This is a genomic window from Streptococcus sp. HMSC072D05 (assembly GCF_001815805.1).
Lineage (GTDB): Bacteria > Bacillota > Bacilli > Lactobacillales > Streptococcaceae > Streptococcus.
In genome coordinates this window covers 334,014-355,214 of the sequence record NZ_KV822038.1, presented here as the reverse complement: position 1 = coordinate 355,214, position 21,201 = coordinate 334,014, and the positions used below count along the sequence as shown (strand labels likewise).

Annotated in this window: 17 protein-coding genes; 4 read left to right on the top strand and 13 right to left on the bottom strand. The window is 40.2% G+C overall.

All coding sequences use genetic code 11. The features are described from left to right. Positions 1 to 92 precede the first annotated feature (92 nt). From HMPREF3057_RS07550 to HMPREF3057_RS07540, 3 genes are read left to right on the top strand one after another with little or no spacing between them, the layout of a single operon-like run. Positions 93 to 2,021: an FtsX-like permease family protein gene (locus HMPREF3057_RS07550; RefSeq protein ID WP_257371135.1), complete on the top strand. Its 1,929-nt coding sequence runs from the start codon at positions 93 to 95 to the stop codon at positions 2,019 to 2,021. Between the two features lie 32 nt (positions 2,022 to 2,053). Further along, entirely contained in the window at positions 2,054 to 2,737 is a 684-nt protein-coding gene (locus HMPREF3057_RS07545; RefSeq protein WP_049479013.1) for a response regulator transcription factor, read from the top strand. Next, positions 2,727 to 3,725: a sensor histidine kinase gene (locus HMPREF3057_RS07540; protein WP_038806155.1), complete on the top strand. Its 999-nt coding sequence runs from the start codon at positions 2,727 to 2,729 to the stop codon at positions 3,723 to 3,725. The genes HMPREF3057_RS07545 and HMPREF3057_RS07540 overlap by 11 nt, the downstream gene beginning before the upstream one ends. An 82-nt stretch (positions 3,726 to 3,807) precedes the next feature. Here the strand turns inward: HMPREF3057_RS07540 and ffh are convergent, their stop codons facing one another. From ffh to HMPREF3057_RS07520, 4 genes are all read right to left on the bottom strand, one after another. Further along, positions 3,808 to 5,379 carry a signal recognition particle protein gene (gene ffh, locus HMPREF3057_RS07535; protein WP_038805126.1) on the bottom strand — a complete coding sequence of 524 codons (1,572 nt, stop codon included), beginning with the start codon at positions 5,377 to 5,379 and terminating at the stop codon, positions 3,808 to 3,810. Between the two features lie 11 nt (positions 5,380 to 5,390). Then, on the bottom strand, positions 5,391 to 5,723 hold the full coding sequence (locus HMPREF3057_RS07530; protein ID WP_000402066.1) for a putative DNA-binding protein: 333 nt from the start codon (positions 5,721 to 5,723) through the stop codon (positions 5,391 to 5,393). A gap of 144 nt (positions 5,724 to 5,867) precedes the next feature. Beyond that, complete coding sequence (gene tuf / locus HMPREF3057_RS07525; protein WP_001040720.1) at positions 5,868 to 7,064, bottom strand: elongation factor Tu; 1,197 nt, start codon at positions 7,062 to 7,064, stop codon at positions 5,868 to 5,870. Between the two features lie 234 nt (positions 7,065 to 7,298). Further along, complete coding sequence (locus tag HMPREF3057_RS07520) at positions 7,299 to 8,408, bottom strand: AI-2E family transporter (protein WP_000489828.1); 1,110 nt, start codon at positions 8,406 to 8,408, stop codon at positions 7,299 to 7,301. Between the two features lie 104 nt (positions 8,409 to 8,512). Here HMPREF3057_RS07520 and pbp3 point away from each other — a divergent pair, with 104 nt between their 5' ends. Next, positions 8,513 to 9,754, top strand: coding sequence for a D-alanyl-D-alanine carboxypeptidase PBP3 (gene pbp3, locus HMPREF3057_RS07515; RefSeq protein WP_025172939.1), 1,242 nt, complete (start codon positions 8,513 to 8,515; stop codon positions 9,752 to 9,754). Between the two features lie 29 nt (positions 9,755 to 9,783). On the opposite strand, the gene sdbB is transcribed toward pbp3, so the two are convergent. The 9 genes from sdbB to HMPREF3057_RS07470 all read right to left on the bottom strand — a co-directional run bounded on the left by sdbB (position 9,784) and on the right by HMPREF3057_RS07470 (position 21,070). After that, a complete protein-coding gene (gene sdbB, locus HMPREF3057_RS07510; protein ID WP_000755591.1) occupies positions 9,784 to 10,329 on the bottom strand; it encodes a thiol-disulfide oxidoreductase-associated lipoprotein SdbB in 546 nt (181 codons plus the stop codon). Positions 10,330 to 10,341: 12 nt separating this feature from the next. Continuing rightward, positions 10,342 to 11,049, bottom strand: a complete 708-nt coding sequence (gene ccdA2 / locus HMPREF3057_RS07505; RefSeq protein WP_000443810.1) for a thiol-disulfide oxidoreductase-associated membrane protein CcdA2 — start codon at positions 11,047 to 11,049, stop codon at positions 10,342 to 10,344. A gap of 125 nt (positions 11,050 to 11,174) precedes the next feature. Then, a complete protein-coding gene (locus HMPREF3057_RS07500) occupies positions 11,175 to 12,035 on the bottom strand; it encodes a methionyl aminopeptidase (protein ID WP_000631558.1) in 861 nt (286 codons plus the stop codon). 15 nt (positions 12,036 to 12,050) lie between these two features. Continuing rightward, positions 12,051 to 13,328, bottom strand: coding sequence for a CBS-HotDog domain-containing transcription factor SpxR (gene spxR, locus HMPREF3057_RS07495; protein ID WP_000033809.1), 1,278 nt, complete (start codon positions 13,326 to 13,328; stop codon positions 12,051 to 12,053). Beyond that, a complete protein-coding gene (locus HMPREF3057_RS07490; RefSeq protein ID WP_001028741.1) occupies positions 13,321 to 13,872 on the bottom strand; it encodes a GNAT family N-acetyltransferase in 552 nt (183 codons plus the stop codon). The genes spxR and HMPREF3057_RS07490 overlap by 8 nt, the downstream gene beginning before the upstream one ends. A gap of 15 nt (positions 13,873 to 13,887) precedes the next feature. After that, positions 13,888 to 15,147 carry a UDP-N-acetylglucosamine 1-carboxyvinyltransferase gene (locus HMPREF3057_RS07485; protein WP_001227102.1) on the bottom strand — a complete coding sequence of 420 codons (1,260 nt, stop codon included), beginning with the start codon at positions 15,145 to 15,147 and terminating at the stop codon, positions 13,888 to 13,890. Between the two features lie 160 nt (positions 15,148 to 15,307). Further along, entirely contained in the window at positions 15,308 to 16,813 is a 1,506-nt protein-coding gene (pyk, locus tag HMPREF3057_RS07480; RefSeq protein ID WP_001042826.1) for a pyruvate kinase, read from the bottom strand. 66 nt (positions 16,814 to 16,879) lie between these two features. Further along, on the bottom strand, positions 16,880 to 17,887 hold the full coding sequence (gene pfkA, locus HMPREF3057_RS07475; protein WP_000820882.1) for a 6-phosphofructokinase: 1,008 nt from the start codon (positions 17,885 to 17,887) through the stop codon (positions 16,880 to 16,882). Positions 17,888 to 17,968: 81 nt separating this feature from the next. Continuing rightward, positions 17,969 to 21,070: a DNA polymerase III subunit alpha gene (locus HMPREF3057_RS07470; RefSeq protein WP_070697077.1), complete on the bottom strand. Its 3,102-nt coding sequence runs from the start codon at positions 21,068 to 21,070 to the stop codon at positions 17,969 to 17,971. Positions 21,071 to 21,201: the final 131 nt, after the last annotated feature.

The following is a 21,201-nucleotide window of genomic DNA, read 5'->3' as shown; positions in this document are numbered from 1 at the left end:
GAGATCGAAAAAATAATGGCTTGTACTTCAGTTCCATGGTTCTTTCTATTATCTCCTTTTACATCATCCTTTCTTTGTCACATCAAGATGTGATGATCTTTCTAAAACAAATAGAAAGTGACGCTGTAAATAAACTCTTTAGCATGATTCCGATTCTTTACGTAGCAACGCTCTTTATTCTCTTTTTTCTAGTCTACTTCGCAAGCAGTATGCAGATGGAAAGAAGAAAACATGAATTTGGTGTGTATCTCACATTAGGCATGCGAAGAACCAAACTGTTCTTGCTACTCCTCCTTGAGGATTTGAGAAACAGTGTCCTTGCCCTTGGAGTAGGTCTTCCAATTTCAATCTTGATTTCAGAACTAATCAGCCTAATAACCGCTAAAATTGTGGGACTAGGAATTATTGAGCATCAATTTTCTCTATCTACTACAGCTCTACTCTATACAGTCATCGGCTTCCTAGCCGTAAAATTAGCTGTTTTTGTTCTTTTAAGTGCAAAAACAGCCAATAAGGAAATCGGAAACCTGCTTGCCTATTCACCCTCTGGAATGAAGAAACTACTCCCCAAGGGTGTGTACCTTCTTGCTTCCGTCCTAGGGATTTTACTTCTTGGAACAGCCTATTACATGGGTATGAGTGGACGAGCTTGGGAGAGTGTCATAACCATGGGCATCACTGTTTTCTTGGGGACTCTAGGAACTATCCTCCTCTTCTTTGGTATGCGTTTATTTATAGACTTCTTGGTTAAGCTTGGAAGCAATCGAAAACTTCATGCCTATAATTTTAGACAGATTCAGGAATTAGTTATCCAGCGCTCAACTATACTGGCCATCTGCTCCCTCTTAATCTTCTCTGCCTTGTGCCTCTTTGGAGCAGGTGTTGCTATTTCAAGTGGCAATTTAGGCAATCAAACCCACGTATTGGATTATACATTTAGAAATAGCAAGCAGGATACAGATGAAAATCTTGATGTGAATACAGTTAAAAAAGAGCTTGAAGCTGCTGGACTAGCATCACAGTTTTCAAAGATTCTGCAAATTAAAGTAGGCAAACCGAAAGAACACGAGTCCGTGTCCTTCGAAGAGATCATCAAGGAGTTGAAAAAGCAAAAAGGCAGCAAGAACATGGAAATTTTGCTCCAAAGATTTAAACAGTCTACTACTTCCCACCTCATACCAGTTTCCGAATACAATGAACTTAGAAAGGCTGCCAATCTCCCTCCTCTAGAATTAACTAGCAAGGAAGCCTACTTGTATATGGGGAAAGATTTTCTCCCAGATGAAAGTCTCGTCAACTCTGTTCTGAAGACGAAGCCTCAAATCAACGTCATGGGGAATGAGGTGAAATTGATTGGAGAGGTGGAGTCTTTACCGATTGTAACGGATCGTGAAATCACCCTCTCTGTTGCCCTCATAGTCCCAGATGAAGTCTTTATGAACTATACAGACAGTCACTACTCGAACTATGTCAGCGGTATCTTGGCTCCTGAGCTGGTCAAAGAAAAAGGCTTGATGAGAGCTATCTCAGATACGAATGAAAAGCTAGATCAAACCTCTCTTGGCTATGAAAGCTATATACAAAATATGGGAAGACAATTATTTTACATTATCTCTGCCAGCTATATCACTATCTATCTGGCTATCATCTTCCTTGTTGTGGCAAATACAATCATTGGCGTTCAGTTTTTGATGGGACAAAGACAATCCTACAGACGATACCAAACCTTGATCCATCTCGGAGCCAACTACGAAACTCTTTGTAAATCTTCAGAAAAGCAAATCAATTGGTATTTCGGTCTGCCAATAGCCCTTGCACTTATCAGTAGTAGCTTCGGAGTGGGCTCCCTCCTCACAGGAATAGTACCAGCCAGTGCAAGAATGGTCATGGGGCAGAAATTTATCACAGCCATGCTGATAGTACTGCTCTTAGCAGGTTTTGAAGTCATCTATATCAGAATTGTAAAGAAAAATAGCAACAAATACTTGTTGTCCTTAATGGAACCCAAAAGAGATGAATAAGATAGAATAAAATAGGAAAAGGAGGAACCAATATGAAGCATATCCTGGTTATTGAGGATGAGGCCTTGATTCGAGATGAAATTGTCATCTTGTTAGAGAAAGCGAATTATCAAGTTGATAAGTTGACTGACTTCAAAGATACAAGCCAACAAGTGCTGCAATACGATACGGATCTAATCATACTGGATTTGAATTTACCAGGAGAAACTGGTTTTCAAATTTGTAAAAATCTCAAATCCAAACGCTCTGTGCCCATATTGGTTCTCACCTCCCGTGAACAACTAAAAGATGAGATTTACGCCCTAAAATTAGGGGCTGACGAGTACTTAACAAAACCTTTCAAGAAAGAAAGATTCTTGGCTCGTATAGAAAACATCTTGAAACGCTATGAAGGTAGACAAAATTTGCTTGAAAAAGATAATTTTCTGCTGGATAGACAGACCTATACCCTTTATATCAATGGACACTCGATTTTACTCCCCCAAAATCAAGGGAAATTGTTAGAAACCTTATTGGTTACTAATGCTCCTGTCGTCACAAAAGAAGAACTAAGTATGAAACTGTGGAATACAACTGAGTTCATCGATGAAAATGCCCTACAAGTAAACATTGCAAGGCTAAAAAAGGTGATGAAACAGGCTGGCATTGCCCTTCAAGTCAAGTCCGTCAGAGGTATTGGTTACAAGCTTGAAGAGGTAAGTCCAGATGAAACATAATCTAAAATATCTAGCTAGTTATCTGCCTTGGTTACTTGTTCTCTTAGCATTTGATCTATTTACAGCTGTCCTGCTTTGGCTTTCAGATGTGAGAATGTTTCAAGCCCTCATCCTTCTCTATATTTTAGCCACCGTCCTGCTTTTTTTCATCCTATCATTCTTACTTATAAAAACAGAAAGAAAAAAATCATCTGCCTATAAAGCCTTCATAGCCAATCCCAAGACGGATACTGAGCTTGAATTATTGCATTTATCAAGTGCCTCAGAAAAAGAAAGCATTGAAAAAATAGCAGATACACTTTATCAAAAGCAGGCTGAAATAGGAAAACTCAACTCATTACTAGCCGAGTATGAGGACTATGTTGAAAAATGGGCGCATGAGATTAAACTCCCTCTGTCGCTTCTTTCCCTCCTTTTGGACAATCAAAGCGACCAGTTGCCTGAGGATACAGCTTTTAAGTTGGACTATGTGAAAAAGCAAATCCAAGAAAATGTATCACAGATCCTATTCTACTACAGGGTGAAAAGTGAGAAAAATGATTTTCTATTTGAATACCTTGACCTAGAAGAGTGTATCCAAGATCTTTTGGAAAACTTTGATCCCTTGCTCAAAGAAAAGAAATTTACGATTAAGGTAGAAAACATACAAGGAATCTGCTACACCGATCAACGCAGTTTTGAATTTATCCTCTCTCAAATCCTAGCCAACTCCATTAAATATAGCTCCGACAAACCCGAACTCAATATTTATATATCAAAAGACAAGGGACGTACAAGTCTGATTATTAGGGATAATGGCTGCGGAGTTAAAGCTTGTGACTTACCTCATATCTTTGAGAAAGGTTTTACAGGTGATTCAGGAGAGACAAGGAAAAAATCAACAGGCATGGGCCTATATCTGGTCAAACAATTAGCAGATGCTTTAAAAATCGAAATCACAGTAAAATCCGAATGGATGCAAGGCTTTGAAATCTCTCTTTCTATTTAGTCATTTTTCAATTAAGAAAATTGCCTAATCATAGAAAGCACATATTTTATACCAAAAAGGAAAGCACTTCTGCTTTCCTTTTTTATTTACGTTTTTTCTTCGCTTTTTTCATTTTGTTGGCCATACGTTTCATAGACTGTTTCATGGCAAATTCACCGATTTTACCTTTGAGTCCGCCACCAAACATCTGGCTCATATCTGGCATGCCTGCTCCTCCGAGACCTGACATATCCGGCATTCCACCTTGTCCCATCATGCCTTCAAGGGCAGACATATCCATCCCTCCCATATTTGACATATTTTTTGGAAGGTTATTTGGATTGATTCCCATTTGCTTCATCATCTTGTTCATATCGCCAGACATGACACCTTGCATGAGCTGTTTGGCCTGGTTAAAGTCTTTGATAAATTTATTGACTTCAACAAAGGTATTTCCAGAACCTGCAGCGATACGACGGCGACGGCTTGGATTTAACAAATCGGGATTTTCACGCTCCTCAGGTGTCATGGAAGATACAATGGCACGTTTGCGCGCAATCTGACGCTCGTCCACCTTCATGTTTTGAAGGGCTGGATTGTTAGCCATACCTGGAATCATCTTGAGCAAGTCTTCCATTGGTCCCATATTTTGCACCTGATCCAATTGATCAATGAAATCATTGAAATCAAAGGTGTTTTCGCGCATCTTCTCAGCCATTTCAAGGGCTTTTTGCTCATCGTATTCCTGAGAAGCTTTCTCAATCAAGGTCAGCATATCCCCCATACCAAGGATACGGCTTGACATACGATCTGGGTGGAAGGTTTCGATATCTGTTATCTTTTCACCCGTACCAGTGAACTTGATAGGTTTTCCAGTGATGTGGCGAACAGACAAGGCCGCACCACCACGAGTATCCCCATCAATCTTGGTAAGGATGACACCAGTTACTTCCAACTGAGCATTAAACTCACGGGCAACATTAGCCGCTTCCTGACCGATCATGGCATCAATGACGAGGAGGATTTCATTTGGCTGAGCCAGTGCTTTAACATCACGAAGCTCATTCATGAGAAGTTCATCGATTTGTAAACGCCCTGCCGTATCAATCAAAACATAGTCGTTGTGGTTGGCCTGCGCTTGCTCCAAACCTTGGCGAACAATCTCAACAGCTGGTACTTCTGTTCCAAGTGCAAAGACTGGAACATCAATCTGCTGTCCAAGTGTTTTCAACTGGTCGATGGCGGCTGGGCGGTAAATATCCGCAGCAATCATCAAAGGACGAGCATTTTCTTCCTTCTTGAGTTTATTAGCCAGCTTACCAGCAAAGGTCGTTTTACCAGCCCCCTGCAAACCGACCATCATAATAATGGTTGGAATTTTTGGTGACTTGATAATTTCTGCCGTATCGGAACCTAAAACAGCTGTCAATTCCTCATCAACGATTTTGATAATCTGTTGGGCTGGATTGAGGGTATCAATGACCTCGTGTCCGATTGCACGTTCACGAACCTTCTTGATAAAGTCCTTTACAACAGGCAAGGCAACGTCGGCTTCCAGCAAGGCCAAGCGAATTTCTTTGGTTGCTTCCTGGACATCAGCCTCAGAGATTTTTCCTTTTTTACGTAGATTTTTAAAGACGTTCTGTAAACGTTCTGTTAAACTTTCAAATGCCATTTTTCTTCCTCTTACTCTCTATTATCAATGCTTGTTAAAATTTCTATCTGCTCCTGCAGAAAGTCATCCTTGGGATAACGCTCCAAGATCTGGTCAAAAATCTGACTGCGGACAATGTAGTCCGAATACATGTGCAGTTTCATCTCATAATCTTCTAGAATCTTTTCCGTCCGCTTGATATTATCATAGACAGCCTGACGACTGACACCGAACTCTTCAGCAATCTCAGCAAGACTATAATCATCAGCATAATAGAGTTCAATATAGTTCATCTGCTTGTCTGTCAAAAGCGCCGCATAAAATTCAAAAAGGGCGTTCATACGATTGGTTTTTTCGATTTCCATAACTTTTATTATACCAAAAAAACTATTATACTGCTAGAGTAGAAGCACTTCAAATAGAGTAAGGAGAAGAAAAAAAGAACCTTGCAAGGCAAGATTCTTTTAGTGTCTGACTTAAATAATTGTTCTTCTGGGAACTTAATCGAATTAAGCTTCGATTTCTGTAACCATACCTGAACCAACAGTACGTCCACCCTCACGGATAGAGAATGTAGTACCTTGTTCTACGGCGATTGGGTGGATCAACTCAACGTCGATAGTCACGTTATCACCAGGCATTACCATTTCAGTACCTGCAGGAAGTTCGATTGAACCTGTAACGTCAGTAGTACGGAAGTAGAATTGTGGACGGTAGTTGTTGAAGAATGGAGTGTGACGTCCACCTTCTTCTTTAGTAAGGATGTAGACTTCACCTTTAAATTTAGTGTGTGGGTTGATTGAACCTGGTTTAGCGATAACTTGTCCACGTTCGATTTCGTCACGTTGAACACCACGAAGAAGGACACCTACGTTATCTCCGGCAAGACCTTCGTCAAGTTGTTTACGGAACATTTCAACACCAGTAACAACTGCTTTTTGAGTTTCTTCTTTGATACCAACGATTTCGATTTCGTCGTTGACACGAACAGTACCACGGTCGATACGTCCTGAAGCAACTGTACCACGTCCAGTGATTGAGAATACGTCTTCGACTGGAAGAAGCAATGGTTTTTCAGTGTCACGTTCTGGTTCTGGGATGTACTCATCAACAGTGTTCATCAATTCCATGATGATGTCTTCGTATTTAGAGTCACCTTCAAGAGCTTTAAGAGCTGAACCTTGGATAACTGGAAGATCGTCACCTGGGAAGTCGTATTCTGACAAGAGGTCACGGATTTCCATTTCAACCAATTCAAGCAATTCTTCGTCGTCTACCAAGTCAATTTTGTTCATGAAGACGATAAGGTGTTTAACACCAACCTGACGAGAAAGAAGGATGTGCTCACGAGTTTGTGGCATTGGTCCGTCAGTTGAAGCTACTACAAGGATAGCTCCGTCCATTTGAGCGGCACCAGTGATCATGTTTTTAACGTAGTCCGCGTGCCCTGGAGCGTCGATGTGAGCGTAGTGACGTTTTTCAGTTTCGTACTCAACGTGCGCAGTGTTGATAGTGATACCGCGTTCGCGTTCTTCTGGAGCAGCATCGATAGACGCATAGTCTTTTGGTTGGTTAACTGCTGAAGGCAAGCGACGTGCCAATACAGTTGTGATAGCTGCAGTCAAAGTAGTTTTACCGTGGTCAACGTGTCCGATAGTACCAATGTTAACGTGTGGTTTACTACGATCGTATTTTTCTTTTGCCATTTGAGTAAAAGCCTCCAATAAAATATATTTTATAGATAGACAGTAGGCAATACAGTCTAACTTTCCTTACTATTTTATCAAATTTCTGCTAAATTGCAAGTGTTTTACACATATTTTGTGAATTAATCTAAATCTTATCAAATCCTGTTCTTCTGCTTCTTTATAGCAATATGAATTCAAACTTCTTTTTGTTTGGAGATAGTATTTTCATCAAAAAATCAGGTTTCCCTGATTTTAATTTGATTCTGTTTTTTCCAGTTCCTTAGCTTCTTTATGGTTTTCATATAATTTCGCTAGGAACTTAGTAATTTCTTTAAAAATAGAGTAAGTAGGTACTGCTACGACCATTCCTATGACACCGTAGATATTACTTGACAGTAAAAGGAGCACCAAGATTGTAATCGGGTGTACTTTCATAACCCCTCCAACGATACGTGGATAGAGAACATTTCCGTCAATCTGCTGAATAATAAGCATATAAGCAACCGCAATCAACATACGATGAGGATCCGTGAACACATTGGCAATCACCATTGGAATTAAGCCAATACTTGGACCAACATAAGGAATCAAATTTGCGATTCCAGAGAAAATAGCAAAAACTAGGGCGTACTTTAATCCGATAACGCTATAGCCAATATAGGCTAAACATCCAATAATAACCGCATCAATCGCAATTCCACTGATATAACGGGCTATAGTTGTATTGAGATTGGTTAAAAGGCTAGAAAGATTCAATTTGTCATGTTTTAAGATGGTACGTTCCAACATTGGTAGCAACTTATGACCATCCAACAAGAAATAAATCAAGAATACAGGGGTCATAATGAGAATCAGAACCGTACTAAACAAAGCTGAAAGAACGCTTCCTAAACTGTTGCTGACGCTATTTAGGATATTCTGGAGGATATCCACATAGGAGAGATTCAGTTGTTGAATAGTTTGTTGAATATCAATATTTTGGAAGACTGGATTCATGGACAAATCAATGATCAAATCTTGTAGTCTACTATAGATGTTTTGACTAGAAATAATCAAGCTGGTCAACTGATTAATCAAAATCGGCAAGAGATAAACGACCCCCACAACGATAGCACCAATTAAGGCACAAAGAGTGACCAAGACACCAATTAGACGATTGATCTTACATCTCTTTTCTAAGAAAGTAACGACTGGATTTGTAATGTAGTAAAAAAATCCACCAAGCAAAAATGGAATCATGATGGTATTCACAACCGTCACGAAGGGAGTAATGATGGCCCCCATTTCTCTCCAAAGATAGAAAATCAGTGTTAATAATAAAATTTCAGCTGTCCAAAAAAATAATTTGTTTCTACGGAACATAGGTATCCTCCTTCTCTCTATTTTACCACATTTCTGAAAAAGATAAGATGGCTTTAGTAAAAAAGCGAGAATATTTTTTTTCTTTATGATAAAATAAAGTTAATATGAAAAAAATAATTTTATCTTTTATGACACTTTTAGTTTTTGGAACAGCTTCTACTGTTTCTGCTCAGGAGTTTGATGTTGCTGCTAAACATGCTATTGCTGTCGAGGCTACAACTGGAAAAATCCTCTATGAAAAAGATGCAAATCAGCCTGTAGAAATTGCTTCTATTACAAAACTAGTTACAGTTTATCTGGTCTATGAAGCTCTGGAACAAGGAACTATCAGCCTATCTACACCTGTTGATATTTCGGACTATCCTTACAAACTTACAACTAATTCTGAGGCGAGTAACGTCCCTATGGAAGCCCGAAATTATACTGTTGAACAGCTATTAGAGGCTACAATGGTATCCAGCGCGAACAGCGCTGCGATTGCACTAGCAGAAAAGATTGCTGGTTCTGAGAAAGACTTTGTAGACAAAATGAGGGCTAAACTTCTTGAATGGGGAATTCAAGATGCAACTATTGTAAACACAACTGGTTTAAATAATGAGACACTTGGCGATAATATCTATCCTGGTTCTAAAAAAGACGATGAAAACAAGTTGAGTGCCTACGACGTTGCAATCGTCGCTCGTAACCTCATCCGAGATTATCCTCAAGTTTTGGAAATCACCAAAAAACCAACTTCTACATTTGCAGGACTTGAAATCCACTCAACCAACTATATGTTGGAGGGAATGCCTGCCTATCGTGGTGGTATTGATGGACTAAAGACAGGTACTACTGATAAAGCTGGTGCTTCATTCGTTGGAACAACTGTTGAGAAAGGGATGCGTATTATTACGGTTGTTTTGAATGCAGATCAACAAGATACCAACCCTTATGCACGTTTTACTGCTACTTCTGCACTTTTAGATTATATTTCTGCAAACTTTGCCTTAAAAACTGTTGTTCAGAAAAGTGAAGCATACAACGATAGTAAAGTAACAGTTCTGGATGGTAAGGAAGATAATGTGACAGCTGTCGCTAAGTCAGACATTTCCATCGTCCAACGCATCGGAAGCGGTACTACACCTACTCTCCAATTCACACCGAAATCAACATCAGAAATGGCTCCATTGGAAGAAGGCAAGGTTGTTGGTACTCTAACCTATGATGATCAGGATTTGGTCGGTCAGGGCTATCTCACTTCCGACAAACCATCTTTTGAAATGGTTTCTGAAAAGAAAGTAGAAAAAGCCTTCTTTTTGAAGGTTTGGTGGAACCAATTCATCCGCTTTATCAATGAAAAATTATAAAAAAATCGCGATTCTTCGCGATTTTTTCTTTATTTCATTTCTTTAAAAGCCGCTTCTGCATCAGCGTTGCTAATAGCACCAAATTGGATTTTTCCGATTTTACCTTGACTGTCAATCAAGTATTCTGTTGGAATACTACGAATTTGGTAGGCTTGGAAGGTAGTTGCTTGCGTATCATATAGAACTGGAATATCCTTGTAGCCTTGTTCTTGGTACCATTTTGGAAAGTCTTGAACTGTTTTTTCACCTTGGAGACCAGGTGCAATGACACTCAAGATTTCAAAGTCTCGATCTTGTTTGGCAGCTAGTTCCATCAACTCAGGCATGCTTTTTTTACATGGTCCACACCAAGAAGCCCAGAATTTCAAATAAACCTTTTTCCCTTTATAGTCTGATAACTTCACTTCTTTGCCATCCATAGACTGCAAGGTGAAGTCTGGAGCATCCTTACCGACTGCGATTTGTTGTACAGCAGGTTGTTTTGGACTGCTTGTCTGTTTGGTTTCTTTTTCACCACAAGCAATCAACAAAAATAGAGACATGAGGCTCAATCCAGCAAAAATAACTTTTTTCATATTTTTCTCCTTTTATCCAAGAATTCCTGACAAGGCATTTAACTGCCCTAGCATTAATAATAATCCCATCAAAATAATCAAAGCTCCCCCGATTTTTTTTAGTAGGATCATATGGGGTTTTAATTTACTAAAATAGGGCATGATCCAGCCCGAAGCCAAGGCCAAAACAATGAAAGGAAGGGCCATTCCCAATGTATATACTAATGTTAACACGGCTCCTTGCCAAGCACCATTGCCTCCTGAAGCTGCAAGAGCCAAGACCGAACTTAAAACCGGTCCGATACAAGGGGTCCAACCAAAACTAAAGGTTATCCCAAGTAAAAAGGCTGACAGATAGTGATTAGACTTGGATTGTTTGAAGGTGACTGTCTTTTGAATCTCCAGTTTATTGAAATGCAAGATTTCCATCTGGTGAAGCCCTAAAAGAATAATGACTATTCCCATAGCATAACGAAACCAGTCTGCATAGAGCATGTGCCCTAGGAATCCAGCTCCAAATCCTAAAATAAAGAAAATAAGGGAGATTCCTGCAATAAAGCACAAGGTTCGAATTAAACCAGACCATGCAACGTCTCTTCCAAAAAAGCGAAAGCTTTTCGAATTTCCCTGATCATCCAGTAAAATACCAGCATAGACAGGTAGCAAAGGAAAGATGCAGGGTGAAAAGAAGGACAGGATACCAGCTAAAAAAACGGATACTAGAAATATAATCGACTCCAACGAATTACCTACTTTCTCAAAATTCTAATCCTATTTTACTACAAAAGAATAAATTTGTAAGAAGTCTGCTACGCTTATTTATTTTGATAAAATTTGACACAAAAAAAGGAGCTAAGCTCCTTTTTTTAATACGTTCCTTCTTCACCTTGACTAGTCAAGATAACTGGACCGTCTTTGGTAATCACGAACTGGTGTTCATATTGGCAAGACAGGCCGCCATCTATAGTCTTATGAGCCCAGCCAGTCTTCATATCTGTATCAATTTCCCAGTCACCAGTATTGATCATGGGTTCAATAGTTAGTACCATTCCTTCACGGAGACGGAGTCCACGCCCTGCAATACCGTAGTTAGGAACCATTGGCTCCTCGTGCATAGTTGGACCAACACCATGACCAACCAAATCACGAACGACACCGTAACCGCGACTTTCAGCGTATTCTTGAATGGCTGCACCGATATCACCGATACGATTGCCAACAACTGCTTGCTCAATCCCTTTATACATAGCTTCCTTGGTCACGTCCATCAGGTTTTTCACTTCTTCAGACGGTGTACCAACCGCATAAGCCCAACATGAGTCAGCTAAACCACCAGTATAACTTTGGGTGTATTTTTTCATTTGCTCAACATTGTTGAAGTTGAGTTTAGATACATTGAGGTCGGATTTGGCAATCGGACCACCCAGTACCATGTCAACCTTGAGCAAATCGCCATCTTTCAAGATGTAATGACGTGGAAAAGCATGAGCTACTTCGTCGTTGAGAGAGCAACAAGTGGCATAGGGGTAATCCATGACTGCACCATCTACTCCAATCTGTAAAGGAAGGAAATTCTCCTCTTTACAACGTCGACGAACGTACTCTTCAACTTCCCACATATCTACGCCCGGCTTAATCAAATCACGTAAGCCGATATGGATACTTGCTAGGAAATCACCAGCCTTGTCCATGGCTTCGATTTCACGTGCTGATTTTAAAGTTATCATTTTTTCTCCTAGATTCTAATTAATTTTAACCGTAACATTTGCTTTTGAAACAATCTGATGACCATGATAAATATCATAATCAATAATAGCTGAACGTCTCGTGTGGTGAATAATCCGAGCCTGAATCCGCAGAGTATCATCTATCTGCACAGCCTGCAAGAAATAAATCAACATCTGCTCAATGATGAGATTACGTCCGCTATTGACAACGAGGTCTTGGGTCATATGGTTGAGGATTTCAGCCAAGACTCCATTAGCAAGGACACCATTTTTCTCCAGCATGAAAGGCTCAACAGTAATGACGACTTCATCATGATGATAGGATAGTTTTTGCCCAATTTGCTCGGAGAAAGTTGGCAAAGCTGAAACCTGAGAACGGCTCATCTTTTCCATGACATCTCGTCTCGTTACTACTCCAAGCAAGGTTTGGTTACTTCTGACAACGGGAACCATCTCAAAGTCTTCTGCAATCATTCGTTGACTGACATTGGCAATATTGGTCGCTAAGCCTGTTACAAAGATACTTCGCGTCATCACCTTGTCAATCGTTGTGCTGGGGGATTTATCTCCTGCGTCACGCATAGTAACAACCCCGACAACCACTTGGTGTTGGTTAATGACTGGGAAACGGCTACTTCTGTTCTTACGGACCAAGTCTAGATAGTCTTTGACTGTATCCGTTTCTCTCAAAAAACCATACTCATGACTGGGACGATAGAGCTTTTCGACTGTCAGAATATCGGTTTTGATTTGAACATTTGAGAGGGCTTTGTTAATCATGGTCGCTACTGTAAAAGTGTCATGTTTACTCCTCAGAACTGGAATCCCTTTTTTATTAGCCAACTCAAGAACATCGTCCTGGACATGAAAACCACCTGTCACAAGGACCGCATTTTCATTTTCCAGCGCTAAAAGTTGAATGCGAGTGCGGTCTCCTACGATCAAAAGACCACCATCATGGAGATAGGACAGGATATTTTGCTCTGTCATAGCCCCAATGGAGAATTTGCTAAATTCTCTCTCCAACCCTTCCTGACCAGCTAAAACTTCAGAGGAGGTGACTTCAGCAATTTCAGCATAGGTTAGCCGCTCAATAGCCACTTTTTGGGACTTGACCCGTATAGTTCCACTACGTGGCCGAGTTTCAACGATGCCACGATTTTCAGCTTCTTTAATAGCTCGGTAGGCTGTTCCGTCACTAACACCTAGGTGATTGGAAATACTGCGAACACTAACTCTCTTCCCAATTGGCAACTCTTCCAGATAGGACAAAATTTCCTGGTGTTTACTCATTGAATTCTCCTTTTATGTATCGAAATTCAAGATAGTCCCTCATTTTTCGTGTATAGCGATCGCTTCCCTTAAACTGTCGGACGAGGCTAAAACCCGATTTTAAGGCTACTTTTTGACTAGCTTGATTCTCCAGATGAGTGATGATGGATAATTGTTTTAAACCAAATTCTTCAAATGAAAGCTGACATAGTTTGGTAACTACTTCTGTCATATAACCTTGTGACCAAGAATCCTTTTTTAAGAAATAACCAATTTCTGCTTCTTTTTTGATTTCATCGATTTTTTCAAATTTAATAGAGCCAATCATTTCCTGATTTCCTTGAAGACAAATTGCCCAAACACCCAGAGGATTCTTCATAAAATAGTTAGCAAGTGCGTACTGACTTTCTTCCAAATTTGCTTGACTGGGAAAAATAAACTGCAAATTCTCAGGGTTTGAAGCAATCTCGAAAAACGCTTGACTGTCACTAAAAAAGAAAGGACGCAAATACAAGCGCTCCGTTTCAAAAAAAGAAAACATTGCTAATTTGGTCCAAATATTCATAATCACCTCAACGGCTTAGTCTTCAACGAGTGTAATATCTGCTCCAAGACTACGCAATTTTTCAATAATATCTGAGTAGCCACGAAGGATAAACTCAATATTCGTAATTTCAGTCTGGCCTTGAGCCATCAAGCCAGCGATGACAAGTGCAGCACCAGCTCGCAAGTCTGTAGCTTTTACACTTGCCCCGTGTAAGTTACGACCACCGTTGTAAATAATGTGATCGTTTGTAGTCGTAATATCCGCATCCATTTTTGCTAACTCAAAGACATGATTGACACGTTTCTCATAAATCGTATCAATAATCGTTCCACGACCTTGCGCAGTTAGTAAAAGTGGCGTGATAGGCTGTTGCAAATCGGTTGCGAACCCTGGATAGGGTGCAGTTTTGATATTGATGGCCTTTAAACCAGACTGTTCTTCAACGAAGATACTGTCTTCTGAGACCGTCATACGAACGCCCATTTCCTCTAGTTTGGCGATAAAGCCTTCTAAATGTTCATAGAGAACGTTGTTAATGCGAATTCCTTTTCCTACCGCTGCAGCAAGTGAAATATAAGTTCCAGCTTCGATACGATCTGGAATTACTTGGTGACGAGTCCCATGTAGTTTCTCGACACCATCAATAATGATAATATCAGTCCCTGCACCACGAATATGGGCCCCCATGTTGTTCAAAAGGGTAGCAACATCGATAATTTCCGGTTCACGAGCCGCATTTTCAATGACAGTACGTCCCTTAGCTTTAACCGCAGCAATCATGGTGTTAATAGTTGCTCCAACGCTGACGGTATCCATGTAAATACTTGCGCCATGAAGCCCCTTACCTTGGGCAGATAAATTCATATTATCTCCCTCATAGCTGACCTTAGCACCCATGGCTTCAAAGGCTTTTAAGTGAAGGTCAATCGGACGAGGTCCCAGATCACATCCACCAGGAAGTCCAACTGTAGCTTCACCAAAGCGACCTAAAAGACTTCCGTAGAAATAATAAGAAGCACGCAAGCTATTAATTTTGCCATAAGGCATAGGAATGTTTTGAACACCTCTTGGATCAATCTCCAAGACATCGTCATAACGCTTAACAGATGCCCCCATGATTTCCATGATTTCGACAAGACTAGCAACGTCTGAAATATCTGGAACACAATCTAAAGTGACAATATCATCTGATAAGATAATAGCTGGAATAAGCGCTACAACACTATTTTTAGCACCACTAATGGTGATCTCACCTTGCAATGGACGTCCACCATTGATGACAATTTTTCTCATGTTTTACTCTTTCAAAATTTACTAAAAAGGTCTTTTCGTTCTATTATATCATAATTTTCAGTTTTTTCCCATTCCTATTTACTAAATACCATTCCATTTTGATAAAAAAAGACCTATCATTCAAGCTGTTCAGCTTGAAATGATAAGTCTTAATGTTAGATTAACGTACTGTACGGATACGCATTGTGTTTGTACGAACAGCTTCGCCAAGTGGTACACCTGCAACGATAACAATATCATCACCAGATTCTACCAAACCTTGCTCAACTGCAATTCTTTCAGCGAGATCAAACATATCATCAGTGTTTGATGGGCGATCAGTTGTTACTGGGATAACTCCCCAGTTAAGCATCAAACCACGCTGAGTCAATTCATCGAAAGTGATTGCCAAGATATCAGCATCTGGACGGTATTTAGAAATCAAACGAGCAGTGTGACCTGTCTTAGTAAGAGTAACCACCAACTTGATATTCATAGAGTTTGTCGCATCCTTAACAGCTGAAGCCATAACCTCAGTCTTAGAATTACGTGACAAGTTAACAGACGACAAGCGACCGTATTCTTTTAAAAGAGTTTGAGCGTTCTTGTCAATTGTAGCCATTGTTGTTACTGACTCAAGTGGGTATTTACCATTTGCAGACTCACCTGAAAGCATTGTAGCGTCGGTTCCGTCGATAACAGCGTTAAACACGTCTGATACTTCTGAACGCGTTGCACGTGGTTTTTCAGTCATAGTTTCAAGCATGTTTGTTGCTGTGATAGCGACTTTACCAGCTGCATTTACTTTTGTGATAATCATTTTTTGGTAAACTGGAACCATTTCGAATGGTACTTCAATACCCATGTCACCACGGGCAATCATGATACCATCAGCTACTTCAAGGATTTCATCCAAGTTATCGATACCTTGTTGGTTTTCGATTTTCGCAAACAATTGAACGTGACCATTACCAGTTTCTTCACAGATTGCACGAACTTCTTCAACGTCTTTTGCAGTACGTACAAATGAAATAGCGATGAAGTTGATACCTTGTTCCAAACCGAAACGGATATCATCGTTATCGCGTTCAGCAAGTGCTGGGAAAGGAATTTTAGTGTTTGGGATGTTTACACCTTTTTGCTTAGCAATGATACCGTCATTTTCAACGACTACTTCAAATTCACGAGTTGCATCGTCTTTTACGAAAACACGAAGACCCAATTTACCATCGTCAACCAAAACTTGGTGACCAACTTCAACATCATCGTAGATATCAAGGGCACCAGCAACGTTCAAAGCAATCACATCACGAGTTGATTTGATTCCTTGTTTAGTTGCAACACGGATTTTTTCACCAGTTTTGTATGAGTACTCTTTTGCGTCACCTTCAAACAATTCTGTACGGATTTCAGGTCCTTTAGTATCAAGAAGGAAACCAACTTTTTTACCTGCAAGTTTTTCAGCAAGTTTAACAGTTGCCATACGCTCACCTTGTTCTTGGTGGTCACCGTGTGAGAAGTTGAAACGGAAAGTGTTTGCTCCTGCTTCAATCAATTTAGCAATATTTTGAGCTGAAGCTTCAACATCAAGTTTTTCACCCCAGTATCCGTCTTCACCGAATTTTTTACCACCACGGATTTCAACCGCAGGACCTAAAGTTGCAACGATTTTTACACGTTTGTTCATGATTTTTGTGACTCCTTTATATAATTCGACCTTTTATGGTCATGTTACCAAATTAATGAAAGTTGATTAGGACAAGCTCTTGTTCAAAGCAGAAAGTTCAAGATCAGCTTTATGAGGGTTGTTAACAATAATCTTACCTTCTGCAGTTAAGCTAAACAAAGCTCCTTCTTCTGCTGTACCAAGAATTGGATTTTCAACCATTTTTTCGTTACGGATACCAACAGCGACACCACCGATTCCTTGTTTAAGGAGTTTAACAGCGTGTGCCCCCATGCGTGATGCCAATACACGGTCACGCGCAGTTGGTGATCCACCACGTTGGATGTGACCAAGTTCTGTTACACGAAGGTCACTAGTGTCTCCTGCTTCTTTTAGTTTTTGACCAAATTCAGCTGCTGACATAACACCTTCTGCCAAAACGATAATGTTGTGTTTTTTACCGTGCTCATAACCAGCTTTGATACTAGCTACGATATCTTCCATCTTGAAGCCTTCTTCAGGGATGATAATTTCATCAGCACCAGTTGCGATACCAGCCCAAAGAGCGATATCACCAGCGTTACGTCCCATTACTTCAACAACGAAAGTACGACGGTGACTTGATGATGTATCACGAATCTTATCAATCGCATCCATTGCAGTCGTAACTGCAGTATCAAATCCGATTGTAAAGTCAGTACCTACGATATCGTTATCGATTGTACCTGGAAGTCCAATAGCAGGGAATCCATGCTCAGTCAAGCGCATAGCTCCATGATAAGAACCATCACCACCGATAACTACGACTCCTTCGATACCGTGTTTTTTCAATTGCTCAATCCCTTTAAGTTGGCCTTCAAGTTGTGCAAACTCAGGATAACGAGCAGAATGAAGGAAAGTACCACCACGAGAAATGATGTCTCCTACTGAAGCAGCATCAAGCGGATAAATTTCACCGGCAACCATACCTGCGTATCCATCATAGATACCAAAAACTTCCATTCCTTCTGAGATTGCTTGGCGAACTACTGCACGGATGGCAGCATTCATACCAGGGGCGTCTCCACCACTGGTCAAAACAGCAATACGTTTCATTTGGTTTATGCTCCTTTTTCTTTTAACATTCCTACTGATTATACCACATTTAAATCGAAAATTCTTCTATTTTCCGTATTTTTAGCGATAAATCGTTTTCATAGCAATTCCCTCTAATTTTTCCTCTAGAGCAGAATCTTTTCTTACAAAATGTTGTGTAGAAACAACCGTTTTTCCTTCCTCTTCATACCTGATAATGACAGGGATTGGGCCTTTGTATTGTTCTAGGATATTTGAAATCTCTTTATCATTTTCATGATTTTTAACTTGAATCCAGAATCGTTCCGCCACTGCTTCTTTCAAATCTTGTGCAATCATTTGCAGACGACCATCTCGAGATTGAACTTTGCCATTGATGTAGTAAAATTTCCCTTCGGATAAATTGGAAGCAAATTTTCTATATTGGTCTGAAAATACAGTTACATCCATCCGAGACTTACTATCATGAACCTGTAGAAAAGCCATACTCTCGCCTTTCTTGGTTCGAATCACTTTAATCTTTTGCACTTCAACTAGGAGAGTGGCTTGAGCTCCCTCGGTTAGATTAGTGATTGGAGTGGTCGGATATAGGGCTTGTTTGGCAAGAGTTTGGAGAGGATGGGGACTGATACCTACCCCAATCAGTTCCTGCTCTTTGTAAAATTTCTCTGCCTCAGTAAAATCATCAGCTTCAGTCCAACTATAATTTGTATCCGCAAAGAGTCCACCTAACTCCTCAACAAAGACAAATAAGTTTGGTAGGTTCACTAAGATTTTCTGGCGATTCTTGTCAAATTCATCAAAAAGTCCTAGTTCAACCAAAGGCGTCAAAAGCGACAATTTCTTGTAATTCTTGGGAAGACGTGTGACAAAATATTCAATGCTTGAGAAAGGACGATTTTCAATAATCCAGTAAGACAAATCTCTTGGCATTCCCTTAATGGCTTTTAGACCAAGATAGATTTTCTTCTTAGCAATTTTATCATGATAGGGAATGCTGTTGATTGCTAAGGGAGCTACTTCAAAGCCCATCTGCAATGCATCTACAATGTAATCACTGCTAGAATAGTTCAACATAACTTGAAAGAAAATAGCAGGATAGTGTGTCTTGAAATAAGCTAGTTGGAATGCCAGTGCTGAGTAGGCATAAGCGTGGGATCGGTTAAATCCATAGCCTGCAAACTTTTCCATCACTGCAAAAACTTGGTTGGCCTTTTCTTCTGTATGCCCCAATTTCATAGCTCCTGTGATAAAATCTTCCTTCATCAGATGCATCTCTTTGGCATTTTTCTTACCCATGGCACGTCTGAGAATGTCGGCTTTACCAAGACTGAATCCTCCAAAGCGTTGAGCTACCTGCATAACCTGCTCTTGATAGAGCATAATACCGTAGGTTGATGAAAGGATGTCTTCTAAGGCAGGGTCTAACACCGTCACCTTTTCTTTACCATGCTTACGAGCGACAAAATTATCAATATAATCACTTGCCCCCGGTCTATTGAGGGATGTCGTTGCTACTACCTCTTCAAAGACTTGCGGCTGAACTCGTTTCAAGAGCCGAATGGCGCCAGGTTGTTCAAATTGGAAAATCCCCTTGGTATTTCCAGCAGCAAAGAGGGCCAGAGTTTCTTTGTCTTCCAGGTCAATCTCTTCGATTTTTAGATGAACGCCCTCTGATTCCGCAAGTAATTCTTTCATTTTTTGTACGAAAGTCAGGTTACGTAAGCCGAGGAAATCCATTTTTAGAAGTCCATTGGCTTCAACACCATGAGCATCATACTGGGTGATGAGCATATCCTCACCATATTTTAGAGGAATATAGTCCGTCAAGTCTTGGTCACTCATAACGACTCCTGCCGCATGGATAGAGGTCTGACGAGGATACCCTTCAATCTTTCGAGCAATCTCAAAAGCTTTTTGGTATTCGATCTTACTATTGATGACCTGTCTAAATTGCAAATTCTTTTCATAGGCCGTCGTTAGCGTATCTCGGAAACTGATTTTTTTCGTAATATTTGTTAATTCGTACTCAGGGACACCATAACGTTTGAAAACATCACGAATTGCCTGTTTTGCTCCAAAGGTCGAATAAGTGACAATCTGTGCCACATGTTGACTACCATAGCGATCACGAACATAGCGAATGAACTCCGGCCTATAAAGGTCAGGGATGTCGATATCGATATCGGGCATGGTATAGCGCTCACGATTTAAAAAGCGCTCGAAAATCAAGTTCTTCTCAACCGGGTCAATTCCTGTAATATCCAGTGAGTAAGCCACCAGACTACCAACCGCAGAACCACGCCCCATTCCCATATAATATCCTTGGGAACGTCCAAAACGGAGCAAATCCCAAACTACAAGGAAATAATCGTCAAAGCCCATATCATGAATCACAGCTAATTCCTCATTCAGTCGCTCATGATAGATAGCTGAGGTTAGCCCCTTGTCACTCAAGCCTTGCTCAGCTCTCTCTCTAAGTTCTTCGACCGCTGGTCTTTCAGGATTAAAGCGAGGGAGTTTTAAACTTGGGTCGATTTGATAGCTTACATTCTCTATCAGACCTTGGAGATTGGCAAGCGCCTGAGGGAAGCGATTTTTAAACCGTGCTTCCAAGTCTGAGGCAGGTAAAAAAATCCCTTGTTGTGAATGCAGATCCACTTCTCTCAGACTGACATTGTCCTTGACTGCTGATAAGATTTGTAAAACTTGAATATCTTCTTTTTCAAAAGAGTTGACCTGATAGAGTGGAAGAATTGGTCTAGTAAAGACTTCTTGAGGAGTATCTAGACTGACACCGATAAAATAATCGTGCCCCAAATCTAACTGTTCGATTCCCTCAAAATAGGGAACAATAATAGCAACATCTTCGAGGTGGGAGGTGAAGTCAGACCAATTTTTCCGTCCAGTCATTTTTAAAGTGGATAACTTCATCAACTCTTGATAACCTTTAGTGGATAGGGCTAGAAAACGTAGAGAGAGATTCTCCTCATCTTTGACCAAGGTCATTTCTAAACCAATTAAAGGTTGAATGCTATGCTTACGAGTTGCTTCTAGAAAATGATAGGCTCCATAGAGATTATCCACATCCATGATAGCAAGGTGAGAATAGCCGTATTCTTTAGCCATTTGTAAATATTTTTCAATCGAAACCACACTTTCCATAAAACTATAAACAGTCTTGGTGTCGAGCTGTGCAATCATTTCTTCTCCTCCTTGCTTTCGTTTTACTACTATTATACCATTTTAAGCTGGATATTGAAGCAACTCTGCACTTTCTTTTCAATATCCTCAGTTACAAACTTCTTCTCTTCTTAGTGTTAAATTCTTCACTT

Bases quoted from the DNA above. Each gene is read 5' to 3' on its own strand.
- HMPREF3057_RS07470 (WP_070697077.1), bottom strand. From the start codon at position 21,070: ATGATTGCACAGCTCGACACCAAGACTGTTTATAGTTTTATGGAAAGT.
- HMPREF3057_RS07545 (WP_049479013.1), top strand. From the start codon at position 2,054: ATGAAGCATATCCTGGTTATTGAGGATGAGGCCTTGATTCGAGATGAA.
- HMPREF3057_RS07500 (WP_000631558.1), bottom strand. From the start codon at position 12,035: ATGATAACTTTAAAATCAGCACGTGAAATCGAAGCCATGGACAAGGCT.
- HMPREF3057_RS07520 (WP_000489828.1), bottom strand. From the start codon at position 8,408: ATGTTCCGTAGAAACAAATTATTTTTTTGGACAGCTGAAATTTTATTA.
- HMPREF3057_RS07490 (WP_001028741.1), bottom strand. From the start codon at position 13,872: ATGAATATTTGGACCAAATTAGCAATGTTTTCTTTTTTTGAAACGGAG.
- spxR (WP_000033809.1), bottom strand. From the start codon at position 13,328: ATGAGTAAACACCAGGAAATTTTGTCCTATCTGGAAGAGTTGCCAATT.
- HMPREF3057_RS07540 (WP_038806155.1), top strand. From the start codon at position 2,727: ATGAAACATAATCTAAAATATCTAGCTAGTTATCTGCCTTGGTTACTT.
- tuf (WP_001040720.1), bottom strand. From the start codon at position 7,064: ATGGCAAAAGAAAAATACGATCGTAGTAAACCACACGTTAACATTGGT.
- pbp3 (WP_025172939.1), top strand. From the start codon at position 8,513: ATGAAAAAAATAATTTTATCTTTTATGACACTTTTAGTTTTTGGAACA.
- pfkA (WP_000820882.1), bottom strand. From the start codon at position 17,887: ATGAAACGTATTGCTGTTTTGACCAGTGGTGGAGACGCCCCTGGTATG.
- sdbB (WP_000755591.1), bottom strand. From the start codon at position 10,329: ATGAAAAAAGTTATTTTTGCTGGATTGAGCCTCATGTCTCTATTTTTG.
- pyk (WP_001042826.1), bottom strand. From the start codon at position 16,813: ATGAACAAACGTGTAAAAATCGTTGCAACTTTAGGTCCTGCGGTTGAA.
- HMPREF3057_RS07485 (WP_001227102.1), bottom strand. From the start codon at position 15,147: ATGAGAAAAATTGTCATCAATGGTGGACGTCCATTGCAAGGTGAGATC.
- HMPREF3057_RS07530 (WP_000402066.1), bottom strand. From the start codon at position 5,723: ATGGAAATCGAAAAAACCAATCGTATGAACGCCCTTTTTGAATTTTAT.
- HMPREF3057_RS07550 (WP_257371135.1), top strand. From the start codon at position 93: ATGATCTTTCTAAAACAAATAGAAAGTGACGCTGTAAATAAACTCTTT.
- ffh (WP_038805126.1), bottom strand. From the start codon at position 5,379: ATGGCATTTGAAAGTTTAACAGAACGTTTACAGAACGTCTTTAAAAAT.